Raw genomic sequence first — 13,585 nt, 5'->3', positions numbered from 1 at the left:
CGCTAGCGCCAGGGATAATCCACTTTCACCTGCGCGCCCGACGCGTCGTGTTCCATCCCCGCGCACAGCGCGCGCACCAGCGACAAGCCGCGGCCGAAAGGCAGCGGTGTATTGGTGCTGGCCGCATGTTCGCAGGCCAGGTGGTAGGCCGCGACGTCGAAGCCGCCGCCGCTGTCGCTGATCGTGATCTCGATGGCGCCCTTGTGGTCGCCGGGTGGCGCCGACACCGCGATGCTCACCCAGCCGTCATCGAGTTCGGCGAGTCGCCGCGCGCGCTCGTTCATGTAGGCCTCGAAGCCGCTGCTGCCGGTCTTGAGGCCGGAATCGAGCTTGAGCACGCCATGGTCCAGGGCATTGACGAACAACTCCGTCAGCACCGTGAACAAGGCGCTCTGCTGCGCTTCGACACCGGCCAGTTCCTGCAGCTGGTTCATGATCATCGGCACCGGGTCGATGACCGCGAGCTGCGAACCGTGCAAGGTCAGGTGCACCTGCCAACCGTCACGCGCGAGGTCGGCGATGTTCGCCGCGTTGCCGGATTCGGCGGCGCCGGAATCCATGAGACTGGCATCGCACAGGATCTCGATGGCGGTGATGTCATCGGCCTGCGGCGCCGCGCCACAGAAACGCTCGAGCTCATCGAGCACCGCCGGCAGGCCGTGCACGGCGCCGTGCGGAACGCCGCGCATGGCGTTCAACACGCGCTCGGTGCCGAAAGCCGTGCCATCGGGCGCGACCGCTTCGAACAGTCCGTCGGACGCCAGCAGCACGCGGCTGCCGGGCTCGATCGGCAAGGTGCGCGGACCGTCGCGCAGGAACATGTCCTGGGTGATGCCGAGCGCGAGGCTGTGGGCGACGATGTTGGTAACCGCTTGCGCGGGGTCGGGCCCGAACACCAGCAGGTCGGGCATGCCGCAGTTGGCGACGCGCAGGTATTTCAGGCTCGGATCGATGGCGATGAAATGCGCCGCCATGAACATGCCGGTGGGGAACAGCGTGTTCAGTTTGCGGTTGATGCTGCGCAGGATCTGCTCGGGCGCAAAACCCTTGGCGGTCATGGCGCGGAACGCTTCCGACACCGGCAGGGCGCCGATGGCGGCGGCCAGGCCGTGACCGGTGAAATCGCCGAGCAGCACGTAGATCTCGCCCGACGGCGCGCGCGCCACCAGGAACACGTCGCCACTGAAGCGCGCCGCCGGCCGCAGTTCCGCGCAGATGGAGGGATGGGAGAAATTGCCGGCGCCGACCACGCGCGAGAAGAGCTTCTCGGCGATCTGCTCGTCGCGCACCTGTTGCGCATGCATGGAGGTGACGCGGTCCTGCAGCGCCTGGATGCGCTGCAGGGCGCTGACCTTGGCGCGCAGCACCGCCACGCTGTAGGGCTTGGCCAGGATGTCATCACCGCCCGCGTCCAGGCAACGCGCCACCGTGCTTTCGTCCGACAGCGCGGTCAGGAAGATGATCGGCACGAAGCGCTGCTGCTCGCGCGACTTCATGATGCGGGTCGCGGCCACGCCGTCCATGACCGGCATCATGACGTCCATGAACACGATGTCGAAACGCGTTTCGCTGCTGACCGCCACCGCGTCCGCGCCGTTGACGCACTCGGTGATGCGGTAACCGAGGCGACTCAGCAAGCCGCGCAGGATCAGGCGATTGGTCGCCTCGTCATCGACGATCAGCGCGTGGGGGGCGTGCTCGCCTGGATGCTCCGGTTCGAGAGCGGCGGCGCTGGCTGGACTCATGAAATGGGTGCTCACTGTGTTTGGGTTCGCATTTGGCGGGCCGTGCGCACGCTATCGAGTGGGCATGACCGACTTGATGCTAGCGGCCGCGCATCGCCCTCGCTGTAGTGCGGACAGCGGTAAAGACGCGGCGCCCGATGGCCGCTAAGCGCTGCACGGGAGACGCGCTCAGCACCGCTGTCGCGTCACCCACGGCCTCAAGGACATTCATCAGCATCGGTGCCATGGATTCGACCACGCCCCCACCCGACAGTCCGTTCGTGAACACCGTGCACGTCCAGCAACAGGTGCTCGACGTGCTGTCGGAACGCGTGTTCTGGAAAGGCAGCGACGGCCGCTATCTCGGCTGCAACCTGCCGTTCGCGCGCGATGCCGGGCTGTCCTCGGTCGATGACATACGCGGTCTCACCGATGCCGACCTGGCGTGGGCGGCGCAGGCCGAGGTGCTGGCCGCCGACCACGCGCGCATCCTGCAAGGCCGCAGCCTGGCGCTGTCGGTGGAGCGCCGCCTGGTGATCGCCGGCAACGTCGAGATCAACGTGTCCAGCGCCATGTTTCCCTTGCGCGACGAGCACGGCGCCGTGATCGGCCTGTATGGTCGCTACCACGATCTCAGTTCCCAGCAGGCTGCCGAACGCGAGCTCAGCGAAGCGCGCGAGCGCGCCGAACTGGCCTTGAGCACCAACCGCGTCGGCCTGTGGGATTGGCACGTCGACGACAAATACCTCGAAACCAATGCCACCTGGTGGCGCATGCTGGGAGAAGAGTCCAGCCCGGCCCATGTGCCGGACAGCGCCTATTTTGAGCGCGTGCATGCCGATGATCGCGCCCATGTCGCGAACTGCATCGAGCAGTTTCTCGCCCATCGCCTCGACGTCCTCGATTACGAAGCGCGTATCCGCTGCGCCGACGGCAACTATCGCTGGATACGCAGCGTCGGTCGCATCGTCAAGGGCGACGGCGGCATACCGACGCGTCGCATCATTGGCCAGAACATCGATGTCGACGCCGCGCGTCGTCGCGAGAGCGCGCTGCAGGACGTGACGGCGGCGCTCGACGCGGCCTCCGACCAGATCTTCATCATCGAGCCGGACACCCTGCGCCTGGTGTACGTCAATCGCGGCGCCTGCGTCGGTACCGGCTATCGCGCCGAGCAGCTGTTGGCGATGCGCGCCTTCGACATCACGCCGGAGGTCGACGAGCAGCAGGCTCGGACCCTGGTTAGCCGCCTGATCGCGGGCGACTGCGGCACCGTCACGCTGCAAACCACCTTGTGTCGCAGCGACGGCGAAACCATTCCCATCGAAGCCGCCCTGCACCATGTGCCGGGCCAGGGCGGCAGTGGCCACGGCCGCGTGCTGGTGCTGGTGCGCGACGTCAGCGCGTGGCTGGCGCGCGAGCAGGCGCTGCGCGAAATGAACACCGCGATGGATGTCGCCGGCGACGCGATTTTCGTGCGCGACATCGCCACCAATCGCTTCGTGTACACCAACCGCGTGGCCAGCACGATGCTCGGCTACAGCGCCGAGGAACTGGCGGCGATGCCGGCCTTCGCCTTCGATCGCGGCACCGACGAGGTGACCATGGCCAGCATGCGCGCCTCCATCGAGCGCGAGCCGGGCAAACCCTTCGTCATGGAATCGGTGTTCGAGACCGCCGACGGTCGCGACATTCCGGTGGCGGTGTCGATCAACATGGTGCCCGAGATCGGCACGCGCGGCCGCGTCATCACGCTGGCGCGCGACATCACCGCGCAGAAGCTGCGCGAAATCATGCTCAAGCGCGCGCAGAGCCAGGCCGAGGCCGCCAACCGCGCCAAGAGCGATTTTCTCGCCAACATGAGCCATGAGATCCGCACGCCCATGAACGGCGTGCTGGGCATGCTCGACCTGCTCGGCAGCTCGACCCTGGATAGCGAACAACGCGGCTTCGTCAGCACCGCGCGCAACAGTGCGCGGGCACTGCTGACGCTGTTGAACGACATCCTCGATTTCTCGCGCATCGAGGCCGGGCAACTGCATATCGACCGCATCGAATTCGACCTGCATGCGCTGGTCAACGACGTGGCGCGCAGCATGGCGCCGCGCGCGCAGGACAAGGACCTGGAACTGGTGTGCGACGTCGGACCGCAACTGCCGCGCTACCTGGTGGGTGACCCCGGGCGTTTGCGTCAGATCCTGGTCAACCTGTTGGGCAACGCCATCAAGTTCACGCACCGTGGCGAAGTGGTGCTGTCGGTCAGCTGCGTGGCGGAAGGCCAGGGCGAACATTGCCTGCGCTTCAGCGTGCGCGATACCGGCGTCGGCATTCCGCTCGAGAAGCAGTCCTTGCTGTTCAAGAGTTTCTCGCAGGCCGACAGCTCGGTGACGCGCGAATTCGGCGGCAGCGGTCTCGGCCTCGCCATCAGCAAGCAGCTGTGCGAGCTGATGGGCGGCAGCATCGGTTTCACCAGCGCCGCCGGCCGCGGCGCGACATTCTGGTTCGAGCTTGCGTTCGCGCCCGCCGACGCCCCACGCGCCACGCCGCCCATCGCCGATATCCGCAACGCCCACGTGCTGATCGTCGACGACAACCTCACCCATCGCGAAGTGATGGCCGCCTACCTGCGCGTATGGGGCGTGCGCTGCGAAGCGGTGGCGAGCGGCGGCGCGGCGCTCGACTACCTGCGCTTCGCGGCGGTCGCCGGCGAGCATGTGCAGATAGTCATCATCGACTTGAAGTTACCGGGCAACGATGGCCTCTGTGTCGGAGCTGAGATCCGCGCCGCCGCCGGTGAGCACGCGCCGGCGCTGGTGCTGATGAGTTCCAGTGCGCGACGCGGCGATGCACAGGCCGCACGCGAGGCCGGCTTTGCCGCCTACCTGCCCAAACCGACCCACGCCGACGATCTGCACGCCTGCCTGTGCCAGGCACTGGGACTGCACGGGCAGCCGGGTGATGGCAGCGCCGAACTCATCACGCTGCATCGGCTGCGCGAACAGCGCGCCAGCGGCGGCCACCTGCTGGTGGTCGAAGACAACGTGGTCAATCAACAGGTGGCGCGCGGCATGCTGGCGCGCCTCGGCTTTGGCGTCGACATCGCGGTCAACGGCGTGGCGGCGCTGGAAGCGTTGGCGGCGCGCGACTACGCGCTGGTGTTGATGGACTGCCAGATGCCCGAAATGGACGGTTATGCCGCCAGCCGCGCGGTGCGCAGCGGCGACGGCGGCGTGCGCGATCGCGGCATACCGATTATCGCGATGACGGCCAATGCCACCGGCGCCGACAAGGATCGCTGCCTGGCCGCCGGCATGTCCGACTACATCGGCAAGCCGCTGGACGCCGACGAGATGCAGGCCATGCTGAGCCGCTGGCTGCCCGACCTCGGGCCGCGGCTCGAGGCCATTGGCGCCGCGCCCGGCACAATCGCCGGTGTGCACGACACGGTGCTGGACCTCGTTTCCCTGCGCGGCCGCCTCGGCGACGACGACGCCCTGCTGGCGGCGGTCCTCACCAGCTTCCTGCGCGACACGCCCGAACGTCTGACGGCCTTGAACGACGCCATCGCCAACGGCGCCGTCGAGGACATGCAGCGCCACGCCCATCAGTTGCGCGGCGTGGCGGCCAACGTCGGCGCGCGGCAACTCGCCGCGCAGGCCGCGCAGGTCGATGACGCGGCGGGCGTCGGCGACGCCGAATCCCTGCACACCCTGGCCGACGCCATCCAGCGTGCCTTCGAGGACGTGCGGCGGCGGGTGGCGGAACTCGAACACGCCGGCCAGCTACCGCGCCTGTCGGAAGTCTGAGCGCGCCGTCGCGCGCTGACGCAAATCAAGGCAGCGCCGTGGCGCGCTGTTAGTCTCGTGGCTCGCCTGTCGCAAGCGAGCCGCGCCGATGCCCGAGCCCATCGATTCACTCACGCTGTTCTATCGCTTCGGCTCGGCCCTGTTGCTCGGCATGCTGGTCGGCCTGCAGCGCGAATACGCCTCCAAGCGCAGCAGCGACGAGCGGCGCGAGCTGTTCGCCGGCACCCGCACCTACGCCCTGTTCGCGTTGCTCGGCGGCACCGCCGCGCTGGTCAGCTCGCTGGCCAACGCGCCCTTGGTACTGCCGACGCTGCTGCTGGTGGTGGGCGTGATCATCGCCATCGCCTATCGTCATTCGGTCGAGCGCGGACGCCTCGGCATGACCTCGGAGATGGCGGCGTTCGTCACGCTGTTCGCCGGCGCGCTGTGCCTGTGGGGTGAGCTGCGTTTTGCCGCCGCGCTGGCGGTGACCACCACCGTGCTGCTGGCCCTCAAGCTGCACACCAGCAGCCTCGCCAGTCGCCTGACCGACGAAGACGTACGCGCGACCCTGACCTTCGCGGTGCTGACCCTGGTGATCCTGCCGGTGCTGCCGCGCCATGGTTTCGGCCCACCGCCGTTCGATGTGCTGGTGCCGTACAAGATCTGGCTGATGGTGGTGTTGATCTCGGGCCTGAGCTTCTGCGGCTACGTCATGATCCAGGTGGTGGGCCCGTCTCGCGGCGTCGGCCTGACCGGCTTGCTCGGCGGTCTCGCCTCCAGCACCGCGGTGACCTTGAGCTTCTCGGCGCGCAGCCATGATGCCGACGGACTGGCCAAGCCCTTCGCGCTCGCCATCCTCCTGGCCTGGACCATGATGTTCATGCGCGTGCTGGTGGAAGTGTGGGTGGTCAATCGCGCGCTGCTCGCGCAGCTGGCCTTGCCACTGGGCGCGGCGGCGGCGGTCAGCCTGGTGTATTGCGCCTATCTCTATTTTTCCGAAGCGCGCGACGCGAGCCCCGATCCCGAGCGCTTCGAGAATCCCTTCGAACTCGGGCCGGCGCTGGGCTTCGGCGCGCTGTACATGCTCATCCTGCTGCTCGCCAACAGTGCGCGCCTGTATTTCGGCGACGCCGGCCTGTATGTCTCGAGCATCGCCGCCGGGCTTGCCGACGTCGACGCCATCACGCTGTCGATGGCGCAGCTGAGTCGCGCGCCCGACGGCCTTGCCGCCGACAGCGCGGCGCGCGCCATCGTGCTGGCGGCGGCGGCCAATACCCTGGTCAAGGCCGGTATCGTGCTCAGCACCGGCGCGGCGGCTTTGAAACGCGCGATCTGGCCGGGCCTGGTGGCCAGCCTCGGCATTGCACTCGGCGTGGTGCTGGTCCTGTAGCGCGCTCAGCGCGTGGCGACGGGCGCGTCCAGCGGACGCGTATCGTGAAACTTGCTGAAGTCGATTTCGACCTTGCCCTGGTCGGTCTCGTAGACCGTATCGACGTAGGCGTGCCGCCAGCGGATGTCGGTGTGGTGGTAGAAGTGCTGAGCGTGCACCTGCTGGGCATAGTTCTGGTCGTGACCGCTGATGCTGTAGGACAAGCTGACGTCGAGCGCCGCGAGATCCTGCTCGGTGAGACCATGCAGCGGGCTGCGCTCGTCGATGACGTGGTAGACCAGCCACGACAGGATCAGCAGCGGGCTGTCATCGCGCAGCAGCGGCGCACGCATGGTGCGACGGCTGACGACCTTGCCATTGATCACTTCGTTGACCGACACCCAGAACTTGACCGTCACGTCCGACAGGTGGTTGTGGCGCGTGTTGGCGACGCGCGTGACCAGGGTCGGTTTGCCCTCGTGCACGGTGATGATGGGATGGGCGGCGAACACCAGTTCGGCCGTCGGGCGCGTGAAGCGCGCGAAGGTGAGACCGGTCATGAAGGCGTAGCTCGTGATGCCGAGCAGGATCTCCGCCGACGCCAGCGCGTGACCGTAGGCGCTGCTCGGCATGAAGCCGCCGAAGCTGACGGTACCGAACACCTCGACACTGAAGAAGAACAGGTCCCACCAGTCGGGTATGCGCTGGCCGACCACGGCCTTGGCATCGAGCGCGAAGAGGCTCGCGAACAGCGTGTTCACCATCACGAAGAACAAGGCATAGCAGCCCAGCAGGCGCGGCCATGACATCGACATGCACTGGTGGAATACGTCGCGGGACCGACTGCGGGCGAGGCCGGTGCCCGACACGCTGCGGTGTCCGACCTGGATGCTGACCGTCGGTGCACGGCGGGATTGGGTGGGCATGCGGACGTCCTGGGGTGGCCCCACGCAGCCTGCCCTGCCGGCCGCGATTGTGCAAGGTGGCCGATGGACGCGAGTGGGTCAGGGTCGGCGCGGATTCAATCGCACATGGCATCCTTTCTCCCGTGGGTCGGACTTCAGTCCGACGGGGCGCTTGGTGAATGTCGGACTGAAGTCCGACCCACAGGCGGTAGGAGCAGGTAGCCGGCGCCGAGGCCGAGAATTGCCGCCAGCAGCGACGCGCTCATCACCGCGAGCTTGGCTTCGGCCAGCATGGCGGCGGACGGAAAGGCGAGGTTGGCGACGAAGATGGCCATCGTGAAGCCGATGCCGGCGAGCATGCCCAACACCACCAGGCCGCGCCACTCGACGCCCGCCGGCAGTGCGCAACAGCGCACGGCGAGCGCCACGCGCGTGGCGAACAGGATGCCGAGCGGTTTGCCCAGCACCAGGCCCGCAATCACGCCTAGCGACACGCTGCTCGTGAGACTACCGCCGCTGCCGAAATTCACACCGGCATTGGCGAATGCGAACACCGGCATCACGCCGTAGGCCACCCACGGATGCAGCGCCGCTTCAAGGCGCTCGACCGGGCTGCCGGACAGGTCGCGCATCGGCGTCAACAGCCCCAACACCACGCCGGCAATCGCGGGATGGATGTGGGCGCTCAGCATGCCGTACCAGATGATCAGCGCCGGCACGCCGAAATCCATGGGCTTGCGCTGGCCGGTGCGCTGGATGATCAGCACCAGCGCACAGCCGGCCAGCGCGATCGCGACGCCGCGCAGCGCGATGCCATCGGCATAGAAGAACGCGATGATCAGCACCGCGATGATGTCGTCGATGATGGCAATGGCGAGCAGCAGCACGCGCAGCGCGTTGGGCACGCGTTTGCCGAGCAGCGCCAGCACGCCGACCGCGAAGGCGATATCGGTGGCGGTCGGCACCGCCCAGCCACCACGCGCCAGCGGCGCCTGGTTGAAATACATGTAGATGAGGGCTGGCGCGGTCACGCCGCCGATGGCGGCCAGCAAGGGCAGGGTTGCAAGCTTGAGGTTGCACAGCGCGCCGTTGTGCATTTCGCGACGGATCTCGAGGCCGACCACGAAAAAAAAGACGCTCATCAGGCCGTCGTTGATCCACAGCCTGAGCGGCACTGGCCGCGCATGGGCGGTGAGACCGGGCACCGGCACGTAATCCCATAGCGCGAAGTAATGCGCCGCCCACGGCGAGTTGGCCCATGCCAGCGCCAGCGCCGCGGCGCCCAGCAGCACCAAGCCACTTAACGCCTCGACACCGATGAACTGGCGTACGCGCGCGCCCAGCGAAAGGCTGTGGCCTGTTTGGCGTGATTGGTCAGGGTTGGGCGACGACATAGCGGGCTCCCGCATGGCGGCCCGACCCTGCGATAGTCCTGCTGACGCCAATGCTGGCGTTGCACCCCTTGGGTGCAAACATACGAGAAACGCACCGCGACTGTCGAGAGGTGTCGGGCACGACGTTATGATGACGCCATGATGCGCTGTCTCGCCCTGCTGCTCGCATGCCTGTGCGGGCTCGCGCCGCTGCTGGTCGCGGCCGACGACGCGATACCTCAACCCTCCGCCTCACCCGCCACTTCCGCGCCGCTCGCTGGCGAACGCTTCGACTGCGAGAACGCCTTCGATCTGATCGCGCTGATGGTGGTGGCGCGCTGCAGCCTCTACCAGGCGCCGGCCGCGGCGGCGGCGGCCATCGATGCCGCCGCGACGCGCCTGCGCGGTGCCGGGCTTGCGAGTGAGGACGAATTGCGCGCCAGCCATATCGCGTTCTGCCCGCTGGCGGCCGGCACCGGCATGGTGCCCGCGCCCGGCCAGCTCTACCTCGATGACGGCCTGGTGGGCCTCGGCACCGACGGCCTGGCCGAGATCCTCGCCCACGAGCTCGAGCACATCCGCCAGTTCCAGCGCCTCGGTAGGCGTGAATTCAAATGCGAGTACGTGCGCGACATGCTGGCCTGTGGCGGCTGCCAGGATCGCGGTCATGCGCTGGAAGCGGAAGCCTACGAGCGTCAGGACCAGGTGCGGGAGCGCTTGCTGCGGGCGGACCCGTGATCGGTAGGTGCGAATTCATTCGCACACCGCATTGATAATCCTGATGCAGGGTGCAGCCGTCCATGTGCGAATGAATTCGCACCTACGGATGGGCGTTCAAACTCTCGCGCAGCCTGCCCAACAAGGCCAGGATCTGCATCGCGCCGAGCTGCCGCGCATGCAGGTTGTCGATGACGTCGGCCTGGGTGCGCTGGTGTTCATCGCGGATCGCGATCAGGTCCTGCAGGGAGCGACGGCCGGCGTTGAACTGCTGATCGTAGGCGGCCACCACCTTGTCGCTGGCGGCGGCGCGGCTACCGAGGCTGTCGCTGATGTTGCGCGCTTCGCTCCACACGTTCCACAACTGGCTGCTGTTGGTCTCGGCTTCGAGCCGTGCTTCGTCCAGATCGGCCTGGGCCGCCGCCATGCGCGCCGCGGCTTCGCGCTTGGCGCTGAAATTGCCGCCGCCGAGCGGCATTTCGTAATTGAGCGAGACCTGCGCGCTGTCGCGCGATTCCACCACCGGGTCGGGCTTGATGTCGGAGTAGACGCGCTTGCGCAGTTCCAGGTCGACGCGCGGCATGAGGGCACCGCCCGCCACGCCCACTTCCTCGCCGCGCGCGGCGACGCGTGCCTGCGCGGCCCGCACCTTGGGATTGGTGGCCAACACTTGTTCGAGCACGTCGTCCTGGCTGAGCGTCGCCATCGCGTCTTCGTTGCGCGGATCCCGAAGTTCGCCCGGCGGCGTACCGACCAGCAGGCGATAGCCCTGCTCGGCACCGGCCAGCTCGCCGCGTAACTGTCCGACCTGCCATTGCGCTTCGATGTGTCCGACCTTGATCTGTTCGATGTCGGCGGGTGCGGCCTTGCCGGCCGCCACCAGCTTGCCGACGTCGTCCATGAGCTTGGCGGTCTCGCTCACGTAGTTGGCGGCGACCTCGAGACGGCGACGCAGGCGCAGCACGTCGAGATAGGCGGCCGCCACCTGCAGGGCCACACGCTCGTGCGCATCGGCGAGGTCCTCGTCCGCCGCATCGCGATCCGATTTCGCCATGCGCACGCTGTGATAGTCGGCCAGGCCGCGGAACAGGTTCCAGCGCAGGAAGGCATCGGCGTTGCGCGTGCTGCGATCGAGCCGCGATCCGAGCTGGCTGTCGTGGGCCTTGTTGGCCATAGCCTGCATGCCGACGCTCGGGTAGTAATTGGATTTCGCCTGGCGCACGCGCTCGGCGGCGGCGTCGAGCAGCGCGGCGCTGGAGCGCACCGTCGGGTGCTTCGCCACGACATCCTGCACCACGCTGTCCAGGCTCTCGGCGCGCACACCGGCGGCCGATAGCGCGAGCAGCGCGCACAGCCACGCGCAGGTATTCATGGACGAACGCAAGGCACGCATCGCTCAGCGCTCGCGCAGGGCCTTGTCGAAGGTCTTGATCACCGGTTTCAGCATGTACTCCATGAGCGTGCGCTTGCCGGTGTGGATGCTGGCATCAGCCGCCATGCCCGACGAGATCACCAGGCGTTCTTCGGGCTTGCCGAGGTAATTGCGATCGGTCTCCAGCACCACCTCGAAATACAGCGGATTTTCCGACTGCGGCTTGGGATCGGCGATGGCGTCGGCGCCGACCCGCAGCACCTTGCCGTCGAGACGCCCGAATATCGACGAATCGTAGGCGGTGATGCCGATGATGGCGTCCTGGCCGGGGCGGATGAAGGCGATGTCGGACGGTTTCACGCGCGCCGTGACCAGCAAGGTGTCCTGCACCGGCACCAGTTCCATGATGGTTTCGCCGGCCTTGGCCACGCCGCCGACGGTGCTGATCAAGAGGCGATTGACCACGCCGTCCATCGGCGAGCGCAGTTCGCGGCGCGCCACGCGATCGTTGCTGCCGGTGAGCTTGGCGGTGAGGGTCGCCGCCTCGGTGGCGAGCTTGCTGCGTTCGCGACTCGATTCGGCGCGCGCATGGGACAGCACTTCCGCGACCCGCGAGCGGCCTTCGGCGATGGCCGCTTCGAGACGCGGCACCGAGGTGCGCGCGGCATCGAGATCGCCTTCCACGCGCGTCACTTCCTGTTGCGCACGCAGGAAGTCAGCGCGCGCACCGGCGCCCTGGGCGGCGAGCTTCTCCTCCATGGCGAGGCTTTCGCGGCTGCTGGCCAGCAGCGCAGCATAGGACACGATGCGCGCCTGGGCTTCCACCAGTTCCTGTTCACGCTGCGCGAGCTGACGTTGCGCGGTCTCGAGCGCGTCGTGGCGCTCCTTCTCACGCGTCAGCCACAGGCTGCGTTCCTTGGCGACGAGGTCCGGCACGTTGGTCTCGAGTTCGGGCGCGAACACCGGCGTGCGGCCGGCGAGTTCGGCGTCGAGGCGCGTGATGGCGGCCTGCGCCGCCCATAGCTGATGCTGGTCTTCGCCCTGCTCGGCGGTGTACTGCAGGTTTTCGACGTGGGCCAACAGATCGTTCTTTTTCACGCTCTGGCCTTCGCGCACGGCGATCTCGCGCACGATGCCGCCCTCCAGGCTTTGAATGAGCTGGATCTTGGACGACGGCGTGACCTGGCCCATGGCATGCACGGAGATATCCAGTTTCGCAACGCTCATCCACGCCAGCGCCAGCACCAGGAAAACGCTCAACACGGCCACCAGCGCGCGCGCGGCGAGTCGCGGCCCTCTGTCGAGATCGGCGTGCGCCATCGAACTCATGCGTTCACCGCGCGCTCGACCGGCGCCTGCTGCGCGCCGGCCTGCAGGCGCTTCAGCACCTCGTCACGCGGACCGTCCAGCAACACGCGCCCTTGGTCGACCACCACCAGGCGGTCCATCAAGGGCAGCATGGCGGTGCGATGGGTCACCAGCAGCAAGGTCACGTCGCCGAGACGCTTGAGGTTGGCAATCAGCTGCTGCTCGGTGGCCGGGTCCATCATGCTGCTCGGTTCGTCCATGAGGATGAGCCGCGGACGCTGCACCAGCGCACGCGCGATGGCGACCGCCTGGCGCTGCCCGCCCGACAGCCGCTCGCCTCGCTCGCCCACTTCCGTGGCGAGCCCTTGCGGCAATTGCTGCAGGGTTTCCTCGAGACAGGCGAGGCGCACCGCTTCGAGCAATTGCGCGTCATCGACATTGGTCGAGCCGAGCAGGATGTTTTCCTTGATGTCACCGTGGAACAGCGTGACGTCCTGCGGCACGTAGCCCAGCTGACGACGCAGGCTCAAGGGATCCATCTGCCCCACCGGCACGCCGTCGATCATGACCGTGCCCTGCACGGGCGCGTAGATGTTCAGCAGCAGGCGCAGCAAGGTGCTCTTGCCGGAACCGATGCGACCGATGAAACCGACCTTCTCGCCGGGCGCGATGCGCAGGTTGAACCCCTTCAGCAAGGGCGCGTTCTCGGCATAGGCGAAATGCACGTCGCGCAGTTCAATGGCGCCGCGCAGGCCCGGCACGTGCAGATCGCCGGCGCCGCCGTCGGTGGGCGCCGCCATGACCTTGTCCATCGCCGCCAGCGCGACCTTGGTCTGCTCCCAGCGCAACACCAGGCCCGCGATCTGGGCGACCGGACCGATGGCGCGCGACGACAACATGGACACCGCGATCAGTTGGCCCATGGTGAGGGTGTGTTCGGCGACCATGGTCGCGCCGAACATCACGATGAGGATGGTGTTGAGACCAATCAGGGTTGCGACGGTGTAATTGCCGAACGCGCTGATCTCG

Annotated in this window: 9 protein-coding genes; 3 read left to right on the top strand and 6 right to left on the bottom strand. The window is 67.4% G+C overall.

The genetic code is table 11. The features are described 5' to 3' along the window. Positions 1-2 precede the first annotated feature (2 nt). Positions 3-1,745 carry a SpoIIE family protein phosphatase gene (locus IPM80_03785; protein MBK8957557.1) on the bottom strand — a complete coding sequence of 581 codons (1,743 nt, stop codon included), beginning with the start codon at positions 1,743-1,745 and terminating at the stop codon, positions 3-5. A gap of 224 nt (positions 1,746-1,969) precedes the next feature. Here IPM80_03785 and IPM80_03780 point away from each other — a divergent pair, with 224 nt between their 5' ends. Together IPM80_03780 and IPM80_03775 are read left to right on the top strand one after the other, a co-directional pair. Then, entirely contained in the window at positions 1,970-5,530 is a 3,561-nt protein-coding gene (locus tag IPM80_03780) for a response regulator (GenBank protein ID MBK8957556.1), read from the top strand. Positions 5,531-5,618: 88 nt separating this feature from the next. Beyond that, positions 5,619-6,902 (top strand): MgtC/SapB family protein, encoded by a 1,284-nt coding sequence (locus IPM80_03775; GenBank protein MBK8957555.1) that lies wholly within the window; start codon positions 5,619-5,621, stop codon positions 6,900-6,902. A 5-nt stretch (positions 6,903-6,907) separates the two neighbouring features. Here the strand turns inward: IPM80_03775 and IPM80_03770 are convergent, their stop codons facing one another. Beyond that, the gene (locus IPM80_03770; GenBank protein ID MBK8957554.1) at positions 6,908-7,807 is read right to left on the bottom strand and encodes a hypothetical protein; all 900 of its coding nucleotides are present in this window, start codon (positions 7,805-7,807) and stop codon (positions 6,908-6,910) included. Between the two features lie 134 nt (positions 7,808-7,941). Next, a complete protein-coding gene (gene nhaA, locus IPM80_03765) occupies positions 7,942-9,180 on the bottom strand; it encodes a Na+/H+ antiporter NhaA (GenBank protein MBK8957553.1) in 1,239 nt (412 codons plus the stop codon). A 138-nt stretch (positions 9,181-9,318) separates the two neighbouring features. Here nhaA and IPM80_03760 point away from each other — a divergent pair, with 138 nt between their 5' ends. After that, the gene (locus tag IPM80_03760; GenBank protein MBK8957552.1) at positions 9,319-9,897 is read left to right on the top strand and encodes a hypothetical protein; all 579 of its coding nucleotides are present in this window, start codon (positions 9,319-9,321) and stop codon (positions 9,895-9,897) included. Positions 9,898-9,979: 82 nt separating this feature from the next. Here the strand turns inward: IPM80_03760 and IPM80_03755 are convergent, their stop codons facing one another. From IPM80_03755 to IPM80_03745, 3 genes are all read right to left on the bottom strand, one after another. Beyond that, on the bottom strand, positions 9,980-11,269 hold the full coding sequence (locus IPM80_03755) for a TolC family protein (protein ID MBK8957551.1): 1,290 nt from the start codon (positions 11,267-11,269) through the stop codon (positions 9,980-9,982). A gap of 3 nt (positions 11,270-11,272) precedes the next feature. Continuing rightward, positions 11,273-12,577 (bottom strand): HlyD family type I secretion periplasmic adaptor subunit, encoded by a 1,305-nt coding sequence (locus tag IPM80_03750; protein ID MBK8957550.1) that lies wholly within the window; start codon positions 12,575-12,577, stop codon positions 11,273-11,275. Then, on the bottom strand, positions 12,574-13,585 hold a 1,012-nt coding region (locus tag IPM80_03745), incomplete at its 5' end, for an ATP-binding cassette domain-containing protein (GenBank protein ID MBK8957549.1). The genes IPM80_03745 and IPM80_03750, both read right to left, overlap by 4 nt.

It is taken from the genome of Pseudomonadota bacterium (assembly GCA_016719885.1).
In the GTDB taxonomy this organism is placed as follows: domain Bacteria; phylum Pseudomonadota; class Gammaproteobacteria.
This window is presented reverse-complemented; position numbering and strand designations above follow the sequence as displayed.

Bases quoted from the DNA above. Each gene is read 5' to 3' on its own strand.
- IPM80_03785 (MBK8957557.1), bottom strand. From the start codon at position 1,745: ATGAGTCCAGCCAGCGCCGCCGCTCTCGAACCGGAGCATCCAGGCGAG.
- IPM80_03780 (MBK8957556.1), top strand. From the start codon at position 1,970: ATGGATTCGACCACGCCCCCACCCGACAGTCCGTTCGTGAACACCGTG.
- IPM80_03775 (MBK8957555.1), top strand. From the start codon at position 5,619: ATGCCCGAGCCCATCGATTCACTCACGCTGTTCTATCGCTTCGGCTCG.
- IPM80_03770 (MBK8957554.1), bottom strand. From the start codon at position 7,807: ATGCCCACCCAATCCCGCCGTGCACCGACGGTCAGCATCCAGGTCGGA.
- nhaA (MBK8957553.1), bottom strand. From the start codon at position 9,180: ATGTCGTCGCCCAACCCTGACCAATCACGCCAAACAGGCCACAGCCTT.
- IPM80_03760 (MBK8957552.1), top strand. From the start codon at position 9,319: ATGATGCGCTGTCTCGCCCTGCTGCTCGCATGCCTGTGCGGGCTCGCG.
- IPM80_03755 (MBK8957551.1), bottom strand. From the start codon at position 11,269: ATGCGTGCCTTGCGTTCGTCCATGAATACCTGCGCGTGGCTGTGCGCG.
- IPM80_03750 (MBK8957550.1), bottom strand. From the start codon at position 12,577: ATGAGTTCGATGGCGCACGCCGATCTCGACAGAGGGCCGCGACTCGCC.